The 18499-nt window shown below is 70.4% G+C and carries 14 protein-coding genes and 1 pseudogene; 3 read left to right on the top strand and 12 right to left on the bottom strand.

What is annotated here, in order from left to right; translation table 11 throughout:
* The first annotated feature begins 32 nt into the window (after positions 1 to 32).
* Complete coding sequence (acs, locus tag BM342_RS15745; protein WP_092967823.1) at positions 33 to 1988, top strand: acetate--CoA ligase; 1956 nt, start codon at positions 33 to 35, stop codon at positions 1986 to 1988.
* A gap of 95 nt (positions 1989 to 2083) precedes the next feature.
* Here acs and BM342_RS15740 read toward each other — a convergent pair whose 3' ends face one another.
* Complete coding sequence (locus BM342_RS15740) at positions 2084 to 3160, bottom strand: glycerophosphodiester phosphodiesterase family protein (protein ID WP_092967821.1); 1077 nt, start codon at positions 3158 to 3160, stop codon at positions 2084 to 2086.
* 156 nt (positions 3161 to 3316) lie between these two features.
* On the opposite strand from BM342_RS15740, the gene BM342_RS15735 reads away from it, so the two are divergent.
* Positions 3317 to 4123, top strand: coding sequence for a Bax inhibitor-1/YccA family protein (locus BM342_RS15735; RefSeq protein ID WP_092967819.1), 807 nt, complete (start codon positions 3317 to 3319; stop codon positions 4121 to 4123).
* Between the two features lie 99 nt (positions 4124 to 4222).
* Here BM342_RS15735 and BM342_RS15730 read toward each other — a convergent pair whose 3' ends face one another.
* The 4 genes from BM342_RS15730 to BM342_RS15715 form a co-directional block, all read right to left on the bottom strand.
* Positions 4223 to 5170 (bottom strand): L-lactate dehydrogenase, encoded by a 948-nt coding sequence (locus tag BM342_RS15730; RefSeq protein ID WP_255368851.1) that lies wholly within the window; start codon positions 5168 to 5170, stop codon positions 4223 to 4225.
* 124 nt (positions 5171 to 5294) lie between these two features.
* Positions 5295 to 6878 (bottom strand): glutamine-hydrolyzing GMP synthase, encoded by a 1584-nt coding sequence (guaA, locus tag BM342_RS15725; protein WP_092967817.1) that lies wholly within the window; start codon positions 6876 to 6878, stop codon positions 5295 to 5297.
* Entirely contained in the window at positions 6875 to 7369 is a 495-nt protein-coding gene (locus BM342_RS15720; protein WP_092967815.1) for a DUF3817 domain-containing protein, read from the bottom strand. The genes guaA and BM342_RS15720 overlap by 4 nt, the downstream gene beginning before the upstream one ends.
* A 9-nt stretch (positions 7370 to 7378) precedes the next feature.
* Positions 7379 to 8047 carry a TetR/AcrR family transcriptional regulator gene (locus tag BM342_RS15715; RefSeq protein WP_092967813.1) on the bottom strand — a complete coding sequence of 223 codons (669 nt, stop codon included), beginning with the start codon at positions 8045 to 8047 and terminating at the stop codon, positions 7379 to 7381.
* A gap of 148 nt (positions 8048 to 8195) precedes the next feature.
* On the opposite strand from BM342_RS15715, the gene BM342_RS15710 reads away from it, so the two are divergent.
* The gene (locus BM342_RS15710) at positions 8196 to 8603 is read left to right on the top strand and encodes a VOC family protein (protein ID WP_255368849.1); all 408 of its coding nucleotides are present in this window, start codon (positions 8196 to 8198) and stop codon (positions 8601 to 8603) included.
* A gap of 40 nt (positions 8604 to 8643) precedes the next feature.
* Here the strand turns inward: BM342_RS15710 and BM342_RS15705 are convergent, their stop codons facing one another.
* From BM342_RS15705 to BM342_RS15680, 7 genes and pseudogenes are all read right to left on the bottom strand, one after another.
* A complete protein-coding gene (locus tag BM342_RS15705) occupies positions 8644 to 9453 on the bottom strand; it encodes an SURF1 family cytochrome oxidase biogenesis protein (protein ID WP_092967809.1) in 810 nt (269 codons plus the stop codon).
* A 57-nt stretch (positions 9454 to 9510) separates the two neighbouring features.
* Positions 9511 to 10686, bottom strand: coding sequence for an acyltransferase family protein (locus tag BM342_RS15700; RefSeq protein ID WP_092967807.1), 1176 nt, complete (start codon positions 10684 to 10686; stop codon positions 9511 to 9513).
* 467 nt (positions 10687 to 11153) lie between these two features.
* Positions 11154 to 12452: pseudogene (locus BM342_RS15695) on the bottom strand (methyltransferase domain-containing protein); the annotation flags it as partial.
* Between the two features lie 50 nt (positions 12453 to 12502).
* Complete coding sequence (locus BM342_RS19690; protein ID WP_177232220.1) at positions 12503 to 13369, bottom strand: glycosyltransferase family protein; 867 nt, start codon at positions 13367 to 13369, stop codon at positions 12503 to 12505.
* Positions 13370 to 13527: 158 nt separating this feature from the next.
* Positions 13528 to 15330: a glycerol-3-phosphate dehydrogenase/oxidase gene (locus BM342_RS15690; protein ID WP_092967803.1), complete on the bottom strand. Its 1803-nt coding sequence runs from the start codon at positions 15328 to 15330 to the stop codon at positions 13528 to 13530.
* Positions 15331 to 15442: 112 nt separating this feature from the next.
* Positions 15443 to 16570 carry a GuaB3 family IMP dehydrogenase-related protein gene (locus BM342_RS15685; RefSeq protein ID WP_092967801.1) on the bottom strand — a complete coding sequence of 376 codons (1128 nt, stop codon included), beginning with the start codon at positions 16568 to 16570 and terminating at the stop codon, positions 15443 to 15445.
* Between the two features lie 55 nt (positions 16571 to 16625).
* Positions 16626 to 18365 (bottom strand): ABC-F family ATP-binding cassette domain-containing protein, encoded by a 1740-nt coding sequence (locus BM342_RS15680; protein ID WP_092967799.1) that lies wholly within the window; start codon positions 18363 to 18365, stop codon positions 16626 to 16628.
* Between the last annotated feature and the right edge of the window lie 134 nt (positions 18366 to 18499).

Here is an 18499-nt window from a genome sequence, read left to right as displayed (position 1 = left end):
GATCCATATCGCGAAGGAGCGACTGAAGAACCATGACCGTTCAGATCGATCACGCGCTCGAGGAGATCAGGCGATTCCGCCCGAGCCCCGAGTTCGCCGCCAACGCCGTCGCCGACGCCGGTCTCTACGAGGCCGCCCACGCCGATCGGCTCGGCTTCTGGGCCGACCAGTCGCGCGAGCTGCTGCACTGGGACAAGCCCTTCACCAAGACCCTCGACTGGACCAACCCGCCGTTCGCGAAGTGGTTCGAGGACGGCGAGCTGAACGTCGCCGTCAACTGCCTCGACCGCCACGTCGAAGCCGGCAACGGCGACCGCGTCGCGCTGCACTGGGTCGGCGAGCCGGGTGACACCCGCGACATCACGTACGCCGAGCTGACCGACGAGGTCAAGCGCGCCGCGAACGTGCTCACCGACCTCGGCGTCGGCTCGGGCGACCGCGTCGCCATCTACCTGCCGATGATCCCCGAGGCCGTCGTCTCGATGCTGGCCGTGGCCCGCATCGGCGCGATCCACTCGGTCGTGTTCGGCGGCTTCAGCGCCGACAGCCTCGCGTCGCGCATCGACGACGCCGAGGCATCCGTCGTCATCACCGCCGACGGCGGGTACCGCAAGGGCAAGGTGTTCCCCCTCAAGCCCGTCGTCGACGACGCCCTGACCAAGTCGGTCGGCGGCAGCGTGCGCAACGTGCTCGTCGTCAAGCGCGGCGAGAACGAGGTCGAGTGGGCCGAGGGCCGCGACCTCTGGTGGCACGACACGGTCGCGACCGCGTCGAGCGAGCACGAAGCCCAGGCGTTCGAGGCCGAGCACCCGCTCTTCATCCTCTACACGTCGGGCACCACCGGAAAGCCCAAGGGCATCCTGCACACGAGCGGCGGCTACCTCACCCAGGCCGCGTTCACGCACAAGAACGTGTTCGACCTGCACCCCGAGACCGACGTCTACTGGTGCACGGCAGACGTCGGCTGGATCACCGGCCACTCGTACGTCGTCTACGGCCCGCTCGCGAACGGCGCCACGCAGGTGCTCTACGAGGGCACGCCAGACACGCCGCACCCCGGCCGCTGGTGGGAGATCGTCGAGCAGTACAAGGTCTCGATCCTGTACACGGCGCCCACCGCCATCCGCTCGTTCATGAAGCTCGGCCGGCAGATCCCGCACGCGTTCAACCTGCGCTCGCTGCGCCTGCTCGGCTCGGTCGGCGAACCCATCAACCCCGAGGCCTGGATCTGGTACCGCCACGTCATCGGCGGCGGCTCGATCCCGGTCGTCGACACGTGGTGGCAGACCGAGACCGGCGCGATCATGATCTCGGCGCTGCCCGGCGTGACCGACCTCAAGCCCGGTAGCGCGCAGGTCGCGGTGCCCGGCATCTCGATCGACATCCTCGCCGACGACGGCACGCCCGTCGAGGGCGAGGACGGCGGCCTGCTCGTCGTCACCGAGCCGTGGCCGTCGATGCTCCGCGGCATCTGGGGCGACCCCGAGCGCTTCAAGGAGACGTACTGGGAGAAGTTCGGCGACAAGTACTTCGCCGGCGACGGAGCCCGGCGCGACGCCGACGGTGACATCTGGCTGCTCGGCCGCGTCGACGACGTCATGAACGTGTCGGGCCACCGCCTCTCGACCGCCGAGATCGAGTCCTCGCTCGTCGCGCACCCCTGGACCGCCGAGGCGGCCGTCGTGGGCGCCGCCGACGAGACCACGGGCCAGGCCGTCGTCGCGTTCGTGATCCTGAAGGCCAGCCAGGCCGCGCAGGTCACCGACGTCGCCGCCGCGAGCGAAGAACTGCGCAAGCACGTCGCCGGGCAGATCGGCGCCATCGCCCGCCCGCGTCAGGTGTTCATCGTCAACGAGCTGCCGAAGACCCGCTCGGGCAAGATCATGCGGCGCCTGCTGCGCGACCTCGCAGAGGGCCGCGAGGTCGGCGACACCACCACGCTCGCCGACACCTCGATCATGCAGGTCATCAGCGACCAGGTGAAGTAACGCCGATTCGAACGACGGATGCCGCGGCGGGAGCGATCCCGCCGCGGCATCCGTCGTCCGTGGCCGGCGAGGTCGCCCATGGGCGGGCGGGCCGGCTACTCGGCCGAGAGCCCGTCGCGGAGCTCGACCCCGAGGTCGGGCTGGTCGACGAAGATGCCGTCGACGCCCGTGGCGAGCACCTCGCCGAACGCGCCCTGCCAGTCGCCCCACGTGCCCTTGCCCTTGCCCCGGCGGAAGCGGGCGGGCAGGAACTTGTTCTCGGGGCGGAGCGTCCAGGTGAAGACCGTGAGCCCGGCCGCATGCGCGGCCTCGACGAGCGCCGAACCCCGCAGCGGGGTCTCGGCGGGCGAGCCGTCACCTCGCGAGGCACCGCCGCCGCGCCCGCCCGCGGCATCCGCCTCGAGCAGTCTCGGCACGCCGACGCTCACCCCGTCGAACCGGCCCACGAGCGTCCGCAGCCCGACCCCGGTGACGAAGGAGTCGTAGGCGGGTGCGGCGGCGCCGTCGGTGCGCACGAGGTCGGCCGGCGCGCCCGAGTTCTCGACGAGCAGCACCTTGGGGCCGCGGATGCCGCGCGCCGTGAGGGCATCGAGCACGGTCGGCTCGAACGCCTCCATGATGAGGCGCTCACCACCGTCGCCCCAGCCGGCCGCGTCGAGTTCGGCCGCGAACAGCTCGTCGAGCGGCAGCCCGATGCCCGCGAAGTACGACGCGTGCTTGAACTCGGCGACCATGCGCAGCGTTCGCGCCCGCTCGGCGGTCGCACGGTCGATGATCTCGAACAGGTCGCGCAAACGGATCACCGGGTACCGGCCGTCGAAGCTCGCGCTGGACCCGCGCAGCGCGCCGAGCCGCTCGGTCGCGCGCAGCGTCGAGAGCTCCGCCCACGTGAAGTCCTCGGTGAACCAGCCGGTGAGCGGCGTGCCGTCGATCTCGCGGGTCGTTCGCCGGCCGGCGAACTCCGGTCGGGAGGAGACATCCGTCGTTCCCGAGATCTCGTTCTCGTGGCGCAGCACGAGCACGCCGTCGCGCGTGGCGACCAGGTCGGGCTCGACCGCGTCGGCGCCGAGCGCGAACGCGAGCTCGTAGGCCGACCTGGTGTGCTCGGGTCGATAGCCCGATGCACCGCGGTGGCCGATCACGAGCGGATGCGGCGTCGTCTGGGGCGGCATGCGCCTCAGCGTATCCGTCGTGAGGATGAGATCTGCTTCGCCTTGGGTGAACTCTCGGCGTGATCACGGCATTCTCGACTAGATTGAAACGAGCACCGGATCCCGCATCCGAACCTTCCCCCGCACCGACGACAGCCGAAAGCAGAGGAACACCCCATGGCTCTCGACAATCCCGCCTTCTCGCGGAGTGCCGCCTTCTCTTCCAAGCAGGGAGCCGTGGCCGTCGCGCAAGACATGTCGGCACAGCAGCTGCAGGAGATCTACAACCAGCCCGCGACGCTGCCCGACCGCGAGGTCATGACCTACGAGAACACCATCGCGAAGACCGTCGGCGCGTTCGCCGTGCTCCTCGTGACGGCCGCGATCGGCTGGACCGTGACCCCGGCCATGCCCGCGCTGTTCTGGATCGCCTCGCTCGTCGGCTTCGTGCTCGCGCTCGTCAACATCTTCAAGAAGGAGCCGTCGCCGGCCCTGATCCTCGCCTACGCCGCTGCACAGGGCGTGTTCCTCGGCGGCATCTCGCTCATGTTCGAGTCCGCCTACCAGGGCATCGTCGCGCAGGCCGTCATCGGCACGCTCGCGGTGGTCGGCGTGACCCTGGCGCTCTTCGCGAGCGGCAAGGTGCGCGCATCGAAGAAGGCCACGAAGATCTTCCTCGTCGCGATGGTCGGCTACCTCGTGTTCTCGCTCGTCAACATGATCCTCATGTGGACCGGCATCAACAACGACCCGTGGGGCCTGCTCGGCCTGCAGATCGCCGGCATCCCGCTCGGCCTCATCGTCGGCGTGCTCGTGATCCTCATGGGCGCCTACTCGCTCGTGCTCGACTTCGACGCGATCCAGCAGGGCGTCCGCAACCGCGCACCCAAGAAGTACGGCTGGACCGGTGCGTTCGGCATCATGGTCACCGTCATCTGGCTCTACCTCGAGATCCTGCGCTTCCTCGCCATCGCGCGCGACTAGCGCCCTCAGCACGACGAGAACGGGCCGCTCCCTTCAAGGGAGCGGCCCGTTCTGCATGTCAGGGCGGATGCCGCGAGGCGGCGTTCGGTGATCTTCGGGTCAGTTCGCGCCGAGCTTGGCCAGCGCGCCGGCGATCGCCTCGGCCGAGGCGTGCAGCTTGGCATCCTCTTCGGCGGAGAACGGCGTGCCCTCGACCGGCACGGGGCCGCTCGCACCCACGATCGACGGCACCGACATCGCGACGCCCGAGATGCCCCGGTAGTCGTCGAGCACGGTGCTCACGGGAAGCACCGCGCGCTCGTCGCGCAGCAGGCCCTCGACGATGCGCGCGCCCGAGAGCCCGATCGCGTAGTTCGTCGCGCCCTTGCCCTCGATGACCTTGTACGCGGCATCGCGCACGTCGACGGCGATGCGGTCGAGCTCGTCGGTCGTGATGGGCACGGCGGCGTGCCACTCGAGCAAGGGCACCGGCCCAATCGTGGCACTCGACCAGAGCGGGAACTCGGTGTCGCCGTGCTCGCCGACGATGTGGGCGTGCACGCTCGACGTCGCGACCCCGAGCCGACGCCCGAGCAACCAGCGCAGGCGCGCGGTGTCGAGCACGGTGCCCGACCCGAACACGCGCGTGCTCGGCAGGCCGGTGATCTGCTGGGCCACCACCGTGAGCACGTCGACCGGATTGGTGACGAGCACGATGGTCGCGTCGGGCGCACGCTCGACGAGCGGCGGCAGCAGGCTATCGAGGATCCGCACGTTCGTCGCGAGCAGGTCCATGCGCGTCTGGCCGGGCTGCTGCTTGGCGCCCGCCGTGATGACGATGACATCGCTGCCCTCGGCGACCGCGATGTCGTCGCCGCCGCTGATGCTCGACTCCGTGAACGGCGTGCCGTGCGCGAGGTCGAGCACCTCGGCCTCGACCTTGGCCGTCGCGATGTCGTAGAGCGCCACCTCGTGGGCCGAGCCGCGGATGAGCGCGGCATAGGCGAGGCTCGAGCCGACGCTGCCAGCGCCGACGACGGTCAGTTTGGTTCCCCGGTTCGCAGTCACGTTGCCATACTCCCGAGGCGGCATCGACAGCGTCAAGCGCCCCCGGTCCTCTCGCAGGGCACTCCCGGAAAGCCGAAGGGCGCCGACCCTGTTCGGTCGGCGCCCTTCGCGCATCAGGGAACGATCACTCCCACTCGATGGTTCCCGGCGGCTTCGACGTGACGTCGAGCACGACGCGGTTGACCTCGCGCACCTCGTTCGTGATGCGGTTCGAGATCTTCGCGAGCACGTCGTACGGAATCCGCGTCCAGTCTGCGGTCATCGCGTCTTCGGACGAGACGGGGCGCAGCACGATGGGGTGTCCGTAGGTGCGGCCGTCGCCCTGCACGCCGACCGATCGCACGTCGGCGAGCAGCACCACGGGGCACTGCCAGATCTCCGCGTCGAGCCCTGCCGCGCTCAGCTCGGCGCGCGCGATGGCATCGGCCTGGCGGAGCAGATCGAGACGATCACGGGTGACCTCGCCCACGATGCGGATTCCGAGGCCTGGCCCCGGAAACGGCTGGCGCCCCACGATCTCTTCGGGCAGGCCGAGCTCGCGGCCGATGGCACGCACCTCGTCCTTGAAGAGCGGGCGCAGCGGCTCGACGAGCTCGAACTGCAGGTCTTCTGGCAGGCCGCCCACGTTGTGGTGGCTCTTGATGTTCGCCGTGCCCGTGCCCCCGCCGGACTCGACGACGTCGGGGTAGAGCGTGCCCTGCACGAGGAACTTGATCGGCCGTCCGTCGGCGGCGGCCTCGGCGATCAGGTCGCGCTCCGCCTGCTCGAACGCGCGGATGAACTCGCGGCCGATGATCTTTCGCTTCTCTTCGGGGTCGGTGACTCCGGCGAGCGCGTCGAGGAAGGTGTCCTCGGCGTCGACCGTGACGAGGCGGACGCCCGTCGCGGCGACGTAGTCGTTCTGCACCTGCTCGCGCTCGCCCTGGCGGAGGAGCCCGTGGTCGACGAACACGGCGGTGAGCTGGTCGCCGACGGCCTGCTGCACGAGCGCGGTCGAGACGGCCGAGTCGACGCCGCCAGACAGCGCCGAGATGACGCGGGCGTCGCCGACCTGTTCGCGGATGCGGGCGACCTGCTCGGCGATGACGTTGCCCGAGTTCCAGTCGGCGGGGATGCCCGCAGCGCGGTGCAGGAAGTTCTCGATGACCTGCTGGCCGAACTGCGAGTGCTTGACCTCGGGGTGCCACTGCACGCCGTAGAAGCCCTGCTCGTCGTTCGCGAAGGCTGCGACGGGGGTCGTCGCGGTCGAGGCGAGCACCTCGAAGCCCTCGGGGGCGACCGCGACGGAGTCGCCGTGGCTCATCCACACGACCTGGTGGTCGGGCTGGCCGCCGAGCAGCGCGTTCTCGTCGTCGGTGCGGAGCGTGGTCTCGGTCGCGCCGTACTCGCGGTGACCGGTGTGCGCGACCTCGCCGCCGAGCTGCTGCGCCATGACCTGGAAGCCGTAGCAGATGCCGAGCGTGGGCACGCCGAGCTGCAGGATGCCCTCGTCGAGCGAGGGTGCGCCCGCTTCGTAGACCGACGACGGGCCGCCGGAGAGGACGATACCGATCGGGTTGCGCGCACGCACCTCTTCGGCCGTGATCGTGTGCGGCACGATCTCGGAGTAGACGGATGCCTCGCGCACGCGTCGCGCGATCAGCTGCGCGTACTGCGCGCCGAAGTCGACGACGAGGACTGGGCGCTGCTCGGTGGGCTGGTCGGTCACGGCTGGGCCTCCACGGGGTCGGCGTCGGATGCGGGAAGAACGGCGGCCTCGGCCTCACGGGCCTCGCGCGAGTCGAGGTAGCCCGTCACCTCGCGGGCGATGCGCACCTCGAGGAAGAACGACAGGAACGGGATGATGCCGCCGAGCGCGATGAGCAGGAACTTCGAGAACGGCCAGCGCATCAGGCTCCAGAGCCGGAAGTCGCTGAAGAGGTAGAGCACGTAGAACCAGCCGTGCGCGATGAGGATGCCGGTCGAGAGGTTCACGCCCTCGCCCGTGGAGACGAGCCCGGCGGGCGTCTCGACGACGGGCGCGAAGGTGAGGAAGCCGGTCGGGCCGAACCCGAAGAGCTCGTAGTGGAACACGTACTTCAGGATCATCTCGGCGCAGAGCAGCAGCAGCATCACGCCGGTGATGACCGAGGTGACCTTGTAGAGCTTCAGCGCCCCGCGAATGCGCGGCAGATCGGCGGATTTCGGCTCGAGGGGCATGGGATCAGTCTACGTGCCCTCGGCAGCGGACGAGGCCGCCCCGTGGGCGACGGCCCGACGTCGGGCCGCCGGCACCGCCCGGGGTCGGGCGTCTCGAGGCGCCAGCCCCGAGAGCAGCCGCCCGAGGACCTCGATCACGGCGTCGACCTCCGCCGCGGCATCCGCAGCTCCGGCGTTCGCGATCGCGGCCTCGTTCAGTGCGCCGGAGATCATGGTCGCGAGCGTTCCGAGGCGTTCGTCGCGGATCGCCCCGGCCGCGGCCAGCTCGGCCACGCCCTCGTCGAGCAGACGGACGCTCGTGTCGAGATCGCCCTCGCGCCACTCCCCCCAGCCGAGCACCGCCGGGCCGTCGATCAGCAGGATCCGTCGCACGCGCGGGGCGAGGCTCGCCTCGAGGAAGGCCCGGCAGCCGGCGAGGAACGCGACGAGCGGGTCGGCGTCGACGGATGCCGCGTGCTCGACGCGCTCGGCGACCCCTCGTTGCGCGTGCTCGACGACCGCACGGAAGAGTCCCTCCTTGCTGCCGAAGTGGTGGTAGATCGCGCCCCGCGTGAGGCCCGCCTCGGCGACGACGTCTTCGAGCGCGACGCCGGCGTAGCCGTCGTCGGCGAACCGGCGCCCGGCGATCTCGATGATCGCCGCGCGCGTGCGTTCCCGCTGCTCCGCCTTGGTCGCCATGGTGCTCCGTTCGCGCGCTCGAGTGCCATCCCGGGGACTTGACATGCACACTGTACGGGATTCACAATACATACACACTGTACGTATCTATCTGCGTCGGTCGATCGGCCACGGCGGCGCGTTCCGCCGACGCATCGAAGGAGTCGCCGTGAACCTCTACCCCGTGCTCCAGACGGCGGATGTCGCCGCGAGCGCCGGCTTCTACCGCGAGCACTTCGGCTTCGCGCCGACGTTCGAAGCCGACTGGTACGTGAGCCTGCGGCATCCGCTCGCGCCGCACGCCGAGATCGCACTCCTCGACGATGAGCACCCCTCGATCCCCGAGGGCTACCGGGAGCGCGCCCGCGGCACGCTCGTGAACATCGAGGTCGACGACGTCGACGAGATCGCCGCCCGTCTCGACGCCGCGGGCGTGCCGGTCGTGCAGGCGCTGCGAAGCGAGGCCTTCGGACAGCGGCACGTGATCGTGCGCGACCCCGGGGGCGTGCTCGTGGATGTCATCACCGAGATCCCGCCCTCGGCGGAGTACGTCGACGCCTTCGCGTCGCCGGCGTGACCGCACCGGCACCGCGTCGCACGCCGCGCAGCGTCGAGGGTCAGTGCGCGGCGGGCTCTTCGGCGCCGGCGGCTGCCTGGGCGGCCTCTTCGGCCTCCTGCTCCTCGCGCTCGACCGCGTCGCGCACGAGGCGGTACCAGAGGTACACCGCGAAGCCCGCGAACACCGCCCACTCGACCGCGTAGAAGACGTTCAGCCAGTTGAGCTCGAACGTCTGCTCGGGCGCCGGCGAGGCGATCACCTCGAGGCCGGGCGCGGCATCCGTCGCCGTGACGTAGCCGAAGTAGACGGGGCGGTCGTCGTAGTCGGCCCACACGTTGATGAGCTGCGCGACCGCGACGGTCGTCATCGCGAACGGGTCACCGTCTTCGTCGGGGGCGACGGGCGCCTCACTCGGAAGGAAGCGTCCGACGACGTGCGCCTCGACGCCCCCGCCTGCCACGACGTCGGCCTCGAACGCGTCGGCGGCGGCCTGTGCCCGGTCACGGTCGGCCGCCCAGCCGAGGGCCACGGGCAGGCCGCCCGGCGCGGCATCCGTCACCTCGAGGTGGGCGACGACCCAGTACCCCGCGACGCCGTCGTTGAGGCGCCCCTCGACGAGCACGGTGTCACCCGGGACGTAGATGCCCCGCACCTCGACGCGCTGCGCCGTGGCGACCTGCTCGGTCGCGGTGTCGGGCTGCACGAGGTCACCGAGCGGGAGCACGTCTTCAGTGGGTCGGTCGACGGTCGTCGACTGCTCGACCGCGCGTTCGATCTGCCACTGACCGAGCAGCGCGAAGGCGGCTGCCACGGCGAGGGCGAAGAGGAGCGCGAGCACCCACCTGGGGCGCAGCATCATCTGCAGCATCAGTTCCCGATGCCTCGCGCATGGTCGGCGGACTGGGCTTCGGGCATGCCGTCAAGTCTACGTCGCGGCGCTGCGGGCATCGTCCATGGACGGCGTGTGCGACGTCGGGGCCAGGGGTCCGGCACCCGCCTCGGCTCCGCCGGCACCGGCATCGGCGTCGGCCTCGGCGTCGGCCTCGGCCGACGGCACCACGGTGCGGTTCGGCTCGGGCGCCGCGTTCGACGGTCGCGTCCACCGGTGGACGAACGTGAGCGCAGGCGCCTCCACCAGGCGGAGGGAGGCGAACGCGAGCAGGAGGCTGATCAGGACGGTCGCGACCATGCTGACCCAGGCGTGATCGATGCCGAAGCCGGCGATGAGGAACTGCTGGACCGGGAATCCGACCAGGAAGACGCCGTACGACGGGGTGCCCCATCTGCCGAAGTCGCGGAGCACGGGCGTCGCCGCGGCTCCGATCGCGATCGTCGCCAGGGGCACGAGGCTCCAGTTCGCGACCATCGACCACTGGGGTGCCAGGATCGCGACCATCACGACCACGACCAACCCGATCGGGCCGATCAGGGCATGCGGCTTCGGCATCAGCTCACGGACGGCGGCACCGACGAAGAAGCAGGGCAGCACGGTCAGCCACTGCGAGAGCTGGCTGCCCCAGAAGACGACCTCGGACGAGCTCTCGAGGCCCGAACCCCATGCCGCGACGACCGCCATCGCGATCCAGCCGATCCCACGAACCCATCGAGACGGAAGGAGCGCGACGAGCGGAACGGCGAGGTATGCGGCGAACTGCGCGGGAAGCGACCAGAGCGTGCCGTTCACCGCCGAGCTGACCGGGTTGTCGACGAAGACCCCCGGAAGCGAGTACTGGGGATTCAGCAGCAGGTTGAGCAGGTAACGACGCGTGAGCGGATCGCTGAAGTACTCGCGGAGCGGGAGCGTGGTCGCGAGCGCACCGACGATGCAGATGGTGAGGATGACGGTGGCGAAGAGTCCGGGCAGGAGGCGCGCGACCCGATCGGTGACGTACCGACCGAGCTTCGGGCGTCGCTGCCAGCTCGGGACGACGAGGTAGCCGCTCGCCGCGAACAGGGCGAACACCCCGAACGGCGGCGAGATGAGCTGGCCGGTCGCGGCGTCGGCGCCGAGGAGGATCGCCGAGTGCCGGACCACGATGAGCAGCGATGCCACGACGAGCACGAAGCTGAAGTTGTTGCGGGGCGGAGCAGCCTGCCTCATCGCCTGCCTCGGCGGAAGACCCGCGCGTACCGCCACGAACGGGACCCCTCGAGGCTCTGCACCGCGCCTCGCAGTTCGTCGGAGTTCATCATGGCGAGCTGGGTCGCCGTGACGGGGGCTCCACGCCGGACGGCGGTCATGAACCGTCGCCCGAGCGCGGTGATGCGCCACGAGTTGGACTCGAGGATGGCGAGCGCGCGAACGAGGTCCTCCCGCGATGGCTCGAACGGGTCGGATCGATCGATCGCCGCCGCCGCCACAGGCCGCTGGGCGAGGTGGCGGATCGCCCGCGTCTCCCCGGCGGGGAGGAGCACCGGCTGGCTGTCGAGTTTGCGGAACACCTCGAACATGTTCAGGCGCCACTCGTCGGCGTCGTGCTCGGTCGCAGACGAATCCTCGCGTGGCCACCGACGGTATACGGCGGTGATCTCGGGGCTGTCCGCGACGCCGAGGAGGGATGCGGCCCGCAGCAGGTAGTCCCAGTCCTCGGTCGTCGTCAGGGTCTCGTCGAACCGCTCGCCGAGATCGTGGAAGACGCCGCGCGGGAACGCGACCGTCATGAACGGGGTCTGGTTCGCGTAGAGGTGCGTCACGAACGAGAACTCGCGCTCGTGCGGCGTCTGGTGGGTGCCGACGCCCCTCGTGCCCGGCGCATCCCGAACCGCGAGCCGCTCGCTCTCCTGCACGCTGGCCCGCGAGCGGAGCAGCTTGCCGTCGTGCTTCCGGCGAAGGCCGCCGAAGACCTCGATCCAGTGCGCGAACACCAGGTCGTCGTCGTCGAGCACGACGACGTACTCTCCCACCGCCGCGCCGAAGCCCACGTTGAGCGGTCGCGCGCGATTGCCGCCGTCGACCGGGATGACCCGACATCTGCTGCGGAGGTCCGACGGGCACTCGTCGACGACGCGATCGATGATCGCGCGCTGTCCTTCGTTCACGTCGTGCGCCACGATCAGGACCTCGAAGTCCGCGCTCGTCTGGCTGGCGAGGCAGGTGAGGGCCTCGCCGAGCTCCCTCTCGCGCCGCCCCTGGGTGCGGACGATCACGCTCACGAACGGTGCGGGGACCTCGGGCGCGGGTGCCTGCCGCTCGACGACGGGCCCCGGGACGCAGGCCCAGACGAACTGGTTCACCGAGCCGTTCGGCTCGGCGGCATCCCGTCGTCGTCTGAGGAACTTCCCGAGGCTCGTCGAGGCGGACAGTGCGGGGTGATCCGATGGGAAGTGCTGGTCGCTCCGATACAGCACGAAGTCGTCGCGGGCGACGCGGTGGAGGCCTGCCGCCTCGAGCGACGCGGTCAGCTCGGCCTCGCTGAAGAACTTGACGTGCGTCTCGTCGAGGAGGCCCGTCGGGGTGTAGTCCCAGCGGCCGAAGGCCAGCTTCACGCCGAGATCGTGGTGCGTCACGTTCGGGACGCTCAGCACGACGATCGCGTTGTGCTCCCGCGCCAGTTCCGCGATCACATCGAGCATGCCGTGCGGAGGCGACAGGTGCTCGAGGCCGTCGAGCATCGTGATGGCCGCCACTCGGCGGGAGCCGAGAATCCGCCGGAGCGAATCGAGGACGTCGTCGGCGGAGAGGTCGACCGTATGCGCCTCCACCCCCTGGTCGCGGAGCGTCTCCACCGATCGCGACTCGATGTCGACCCCGACGTATCCGATGCCCTCCCGATCGAGCTCCGCGGCGATCGCGCCGTAGCCGGCTGCGAGGTCGAGGACGAGGCCCGGTCGGGACGGGTCGGCGTAGCGTCCGACCAATCGGAGCACGTTCGCGTGCACGGTGTTCACGCCGAAGCTGGTGTCGTAACGGGCCCTGCTCACAGCGCGTACCGGTGCCTTCCATAGGTGCCATCGGTGAAGTCGGCGGTCTGGTGATGGGGATCCAACGACTCCTGCATCGAACCGTCCAGGAGCCGCCGTCTGAACTCCGCGAGTGCGCGGCGTTCGATCGGGCCGCCGTGCTCGAATTGCGCGACCAGGTCGTCGACGATGTCGAAGCGCGACCAGCGCTGGGCGAGGATCAACGCGGCCTCGGCTGAGTAGTACCGCTCGGCATCGGTCGGGTTCCACGACCCGTCGTGAGTCAGGCGCTTGTCGTGGAACACCGCGGCCGCGGGCTGCACGACCGCGCCCAGACCGCCCAGCCGGATCCGCCACGACAGGTCGACGTCGTCGCCGTACATGAAGAAACGCTCGGCGTCGAACCCGCCCACCTCGCGGTACGTCGAGGTCCGGAGCATCGAGAACGCGCCCGAGCACCAGGATGTCGCGCCGGTGCGGGAGTCGTAGTCCTTCGGGTGCTCGATGGGCAGCTGCTTCGCCTCGACGATGCCGACCGTCGGATCGCGGAGGACCTCGGCCAGTCCGCTGAGCGCGTCGGCGGACGCGACGACATCGGGGTTGGCGATGACCATCAGGTCGGTCTCCGTGGTGTCGAACACGCGATTCTGCGCCCCGCCGTGCCCCAGGTTCTCGCCGAAGAAGGCGACGTCGATGCGCTCGATCGCCTCGAATCGCGCGCGCCAGCTCTCGAGCAGTTCCTCATCGACCATCGGCGTCGGCGAGCAATCGCCGTACGAGACCCGCACGACGCTCGTCGTCCCGTGCTGCCAGCCGTACTCGGCCGCGCGGTTGATCGATCCGAGCGCACGCTCGAGGGCATCCGGACGCGTATGGAACAACACCGATTGGATGGTGATCGACGGCTGTTCACGTTGGGCTGGCATCGGTGTCCATCGGATCGTGGGCGAACGGCGAGAGCGCGCTGAAGACCCTCGGCCGTTCAGCGGCGCACATGAACCTGCATACTACGTTCCCCAGGTGGTATGCGCCGAACCGGGTGTCAGTCGACCTTGACGATGTCGGGCGCGCCGAGCCTCACGCGGTCGGCGGACTCGTCGTCGGGCTGCAGCTGCGAGTCGCGTTCGGCGGCCACGCGCTCGAGGTACCGCTCGACCTCGAGCTGCTCGCGCGCGGCATCCCAGCCGAGCACGCCCGCCATGAGCTTCGCGGCGACCGGAGCGGCGGAGACCCCGCGGTCCCACGCCTCGATCGAGATGCGTGTGCGGCGGGCGAGCACGTCGTCGAGATGCAATGCGCCCTCGTGGGATGCCGCGTACACGACCTCTGCGGCCAGGTAGTCGTCGGCGCCGGGCAGCGGTTCGCCGAGCGAGGCATCCGCCCTGATCAGGTCGAGCAGTTCGTCGGTCAGGGTGCCGTAGCGGTTCAGGAGGTGCTCGATGCGGACCTTGTGCACGTCGAACGCACGTGCGATCTTCGCCCGCTTGTTCCACGCCGCCTGGTAGCCCTCGGCGCCGAGCAGCGCGATGTCCTGCGTCGTGGACTTGGGCACGCGGCCGTCGAGCGCATCGGCGGCCGCGTCGATCGCGTCTTTCGCCATGATGCGGTACGTGGTCCACTTGCCGCCCGCGACGACCACGAGCCCGGGCACCGTGTGCGCGACGATGTGCTCGCGCGACAGCTTCGACGTCTGGTCGCTCTCGCCCGCGAGCAGCGGGCGCAGGCCCGCATAGACGCCCTCGACGTCTTCACGCGTCAGCGGAATGGCGAGCAGCGCGTTCACGTGCTCGAGCAGGTAGTCGATGTCGGCGGCCGTCGCGGCCGGGTGGGCCTTGTCGAGGTTCCAGTCGGTGTCGGTCGTGCCGATGAGCCAGTGCCGGCCCCACGGGATGATGAAGAGCACGCTCTTCTCGGTGCGGAAGATCATGCCCATGGCCGACTGGATGCGGTCGCGCGGCACGACGAGGTGGATGCCCTTGGAGGCGCGCACCTTGAACGTGCCCCGCTCGCCGACCATGCGCTGCGTGTCGTCGGTCCAGACGCCGGTCGCGTTCACGACCTGCTTGGCACGGATCTCGAAGTGCTCGTCGGTCTGCAGGTCGTGCGCCTTCACGCCGACCACCCGTTCGCCGACCTTGATGAATCCCTCGACCTTGACGCGCGACGCCACGTGCGCGCCGTACGACGAGGCGGTTCGGGCGAGGGATGCCACGTACCGGGCGTCGTCGACCTGCGCGTCGTAGTACGTGAGCCCGCCGACGAGCGCGTCGTTCGAGAGCGACGGGATCGCCCGCATGACCTGGCGCTTCGAGAGGTGGCGGTGGTGCGGAACCCCCGGAGGCCGACCGCCGGTGTAGCTGAAGACGTCGTACAGCAGCATGCCCGCACCGATGTAGAGGCGTTCGAACACGCGCTTCTTCAGCGGGTAGAGGAAGCGCACGGGCTTGACGAGGTGCGGCGCGATGCGCTGCAGCAGGAGTCCGCGTTCGATGAGCGCCTCGCGCACGAGCCTGAAGTCGAGCTGCTCGAGATAGCGGATGCCGCCGTGCACGAGTTTCGACGATCGGCTCGAGGTGCCCGACGCCCAGTCGCGGGCCTCGAGCAGGCCGGTCGAGAGCCCTCGCGTGACGGCGTCGAGCGCGGCACCGGTGCCGACGATGCCGCCGCCGACCACGAGGATGTCGAGCTCTTTCTCCTTCAGACGCGCGATCGCCGCATCGCGTTCGTCGGGGCCGAGCTTGGTCGAGCGGGCGACGGATGCCGGAGCCTCCGTCGTCGCCTTCGCCCCCGCGTTCGCCCTCGACTTCGTCGCGGGCCCCGCCGCTTCGGACTTCTGTGTCGCCATCGTCGTCCCCATCCTCGCGATCGCAGACGGCGACCGCGTGATCCAGGTTCAACGCTACCCGAGCGTCGGCCCGATCAGGAGGGGTTCACAGCGCGATCGCGGGAAACGGCGATCAGACCGACTGGTACGGCGCGACGACGACCTCGACGCGCTGGAACTCCTTGAGGTCTGAGTAGCCCGTGGTCGCCATCGAGCGACGCAGCGCGCCGACGAGGTTCGCGCTGCCGTCGGCCCCGGGGGCCGGACCGTAGAGCACCTCTTCGAGCGCGCCGATCTGGCCGACGTGCACGCGACGGCCGCGCGGCAGCTTGGCGTGGTGCGCCTCCGCGCCCCAGTGGTACCCGCCGCCCGGGGCGTCGGTCGCCCGCGCGAGCGCTGCTCCGAGCATGACCGCGTCGGCGCCGCAGGCGATGGCCTTCACGACGTCGCCCGACGTGCCGAGGCCGCCGTCGGCGATGACGTGCACGTAGCGGCCGCCCGACTCGTCGAGGTAGTCGCGACGCGCGCCCGCGACATCCGCCACCGCCGTGGCCATGGGCGCGTGGATGCCGAGCGTCGCGCGCGTGGTCGACGCAGCGCCGCCGCCGAAGCCGACGAGCACACCCGCGGCGCCCGTGCGCATGAGGTGCAGTGCGGCCGTGTAGGTCGACGCGCCGCCGACGATGACGGGTACGTCGAGCTCGTAGATGAACTTCTTGAGGTTCAGGGGCTCGACGTTCTTGGAGACGTGCTCAGCCGAGACGGTCGTGCCGCGGATGACGAAGAGGTCGACGCCCGCGGCGACGACGGTCTCGTAGAGCTCCTGCGTGCGCTGGGGCGACAGCGCGCCCGCGACGGTGACGCCCGCGGCGCGGATCTCGGCGAGACGCGCGGTCACGAGCTCGGGCTTGATCGGCTCGGAGTACAGCTGCTGCATGCGCGCCGTCGCCTGCTCGGGCGCGAGGTTGCGGATCTCGGCGAGCACGGGCTCGGGGTCTTCGTACCTGGTCCAGAGGCCCTCGAGGTCGAGCACGCCGAGGCCGCCGAGCTGGCCCATCATGATCGCGGTCTGCGGCGACACGACCGAGTCCATGGGCGCCGCGATGAACGGGATGTCGAACTGGTAGGCGTCGATCGACCAGGCGACCGAGACATCCTCTGGATCGCGCGTGCGCCGGCTCGGCACGATGGCGATGTCGTCGAATGCGTAGACACGACGGCCCCGCTTGGAACGGCCGATCTCGATCTCCTGAGTCACCATGACAGCCTACCGAACGGATGCCGCGGGCGAACGGACGCCGCCCGCGGGCGCCCGCTCACCGAACCCGCTCGACCCGACCCTCGTCCCACACCGGCGCATCCGTCTCCTCGACCCGCCCGTCGGAGCGGAACACGACGAACCGGTCGAAGCTCCGCGTGAACCAACGGTCGTGCGTCACCGCGAGCACGGTGCCGTCGAAGCGCGAGAGCGCGTCCTCGAGCGCCTCGGCCGAGACGAGGTCGAGGTTGTCGGTCGGCTCGTCGAGCAGCAGCAGCGTCGCGCCCGAGAGCTCGAGCAGCAGGATCTGCAGGCGCGCCTGCTGCCCGCCCGAGAGCTCGTCGAACCGCTGCAGCGCCGCGCCCGCGAGACCGTACCGGTCGAGCGCAGAGCTCGCCGCCTCGCGCGCCATGCCGTCGCGGTTCGCGTCGCCGCGGTGCAGGATGTCGAGCAGCGTGCGCCCCCGGAACTCGGGGTGCTGGTGGTTCTGCGCGAACCATCCGGGCACGACGCGAGCGCCGAGCACCGCCCGCCCCTCGTGCAGCACGCGCGCGAGCGCCTCCCCCACGCTCGTGACGTGTCCGAGGGTGCGATCGGGCTCGGTGCCGCCGCCGGCCAGCAGGCGCAGGAAGTGCGACTTGCCCGACCCGTTCGAGCCGAGCACCGCGACCCGGTCTCCGTACCAGACCTCGAGGTCGAACGGCTTCATGAGTCCGCTGAGCTCGAGCTGCTCGCACACGACCGAGCGCTTGCCGGTGCGCGAACCGCGCAGGCGCATCGAGACCGCCTGAGCGGGCGGGCGCTCCTCGGGCGGGCCAGCCTCCTCGAACTTGCGCAGTCGCGTGACCGCGGCCTGGTACCGCGAGGCCATGCCGTCGTTGTACGTGGCCTTGACCTTGAGCGTGTTCACGAGCGTCTTCAGTGCGAGGTGCTGCTCGTCCCATCGGCGACGCAGCTCGTCGAGCCGCTCGAAGCGCTCCTCGCGCGCGGCGTGGTACCCGGTGAAGCCGCCGCCGTGCACCCACGCGCTGCTGCCCGCGGGCGACGCCTCGAGCGTCACGATGCGGTCCGCGGCGCGCGCGAGCAGCTCGCGGTCGTGCGACACCAGCAGCACCGTCTTCGGCGTCGCCCGCAGCGCCGCCTCGAGCCAGCGCTTGCCCGGCACGTCGAGCGAGTTGTCGGGCTCGTCGAGCAGCAGCACCTGCTCGGGTCCGCGCAGCAGCGCCTCGAGCGCGAGCCGCTTCTGCTCTCCCCCCGAGAGCGTCGACAGCTCGCGCCACCTGGCCTGCTCGAACGGGATGCCGAGCGCGGCCGACGTGCAGTGGTCCCACACGACCTCCTGCTCGTACCCGCCCGCCTCGGCGTACTCGGCGAGCGCGGTCGCGTACCGCATCTGGTTCGCCGTGTCATCCGCTTCGATGAGCGCGTTCTCGGATGCCTCGAGCTCGAGCGCCGCGGCACGGATGCGCGTCGGCGCGACCGAGACGAGCAGGCCGGCCACGGTGGACGGGGTGTCCGCCGCAGTCGTGCCGCCGGCGGCATCCGGCGCTCCGACAGACTCGGAGGGCGTCCGCCCGATGAACTGGTCCATGACGCCGAGGCCGCCGTCGACCTGCACGCTGCCCTCGTCGGGGCGGAGGTCGCCGCGGATGATCCGCAGCAGGGTCGACTTGCCCGCACCGTTCGCGCCGATGAGCGCGGTCGTGCGCCCGTCGACGACGCGGAACGCGAGGTCGGCGAGCAGCGGCCTGCCGTCGGGCAGCGAGAAGGAGACGCCGTTGACGTCGATGAAACCCATGGGGCGATCCGTTTCCGATTCGCGACCGATGTCGTTCCGACACGCGTCGCGGCGCCGAGGCAGCCGATCAGGATACATGCCGTGGGCGGATGACGCACCCGGAGTCCGCCCTGCGCGCCCCGGGTACGTGCTCG

Source organism: Agromyces sp. CF514 (assembly GCF_900113185.1).
Lineage (GTDB): Bacteria > Actinomycetota > Actinomycetes > Actinomycetales > Microbacteriaceae > Agromyces.
Note: the sequence above shows the minus strand (reverse complement) of the source record. Positions and strands in the feature narration are given on the sequence as shown.

Coding starts and splice junctions, on each gene's coding strand:
- BM342_RS15680 (WP_092967799.1), bottom strand. CDS start 18,365: ATGGGTTTCATCGACGTCAACGGCGTCTCCTTCTCGCTGCCCGACGGC.
- BM342_RS15705 (WP_092967809.1), bottom strand. CDS start 9,453: ATGCTGCAGATGATGCTGCGCCCCAGGTGGGTGCTCGCGCTCCTCTTC.
- BM342_RS15685 (WP_092967801.1), bottom strand. CDS start 16,570: ATGGTGACTCAGGAGATCGAGATCGGCCGTTCCAAGCGGGGCCGTCGT.
- acs (WP_092967823.1), top strand. CDS start 33: ATGACCGTTCAGATCGATCACGCGCTCGAGGAGATCAGGCGATTCCGC.
- BM342_RS15690 (WP_092967803.1), bottom strand. CDS start 15,330: ATGGCGACACAGAAGTCCGAAGCGGCGGGGCCCGCGACGAAGTCGAGG.
- BM342_RS15740 (WP_092967821.1), bottom strand. CDS start 3,160: ATGCCGCCCCAGACGACGCCGCATCCGCTCGTGATCGGCCACCGCGGT.
- BM342_RS15700 (WP_092967807.1), bottom strand. CDS start 10,686: ATGAGGCAGGCTGCTCCGCCCCGCAACAACTTCAGCTTCGTGCTCGTC.
- BM342_RS15720 (WP_092967815.1), bottom strand. CDS start 7,369: ATGCCCCTCGAGCCGAAATCCGCCGATCTGCCGCGCATTCGCGGGGCG.
- BM342_RS15715 (WP_092967813.1), bottom strand. CDS start 8,047: ATGGCGACCAAGGCGGAGCAGCGGGAACGCACGCGCGCGGCGATCATC.
- BM342_RS15735 (WP_092967819.1), top strand. CDS start 3,317: ATGGCTCTCGACAATCCCGCCTTCTCGCGGAGTGCCGCCTTCTCTTCC.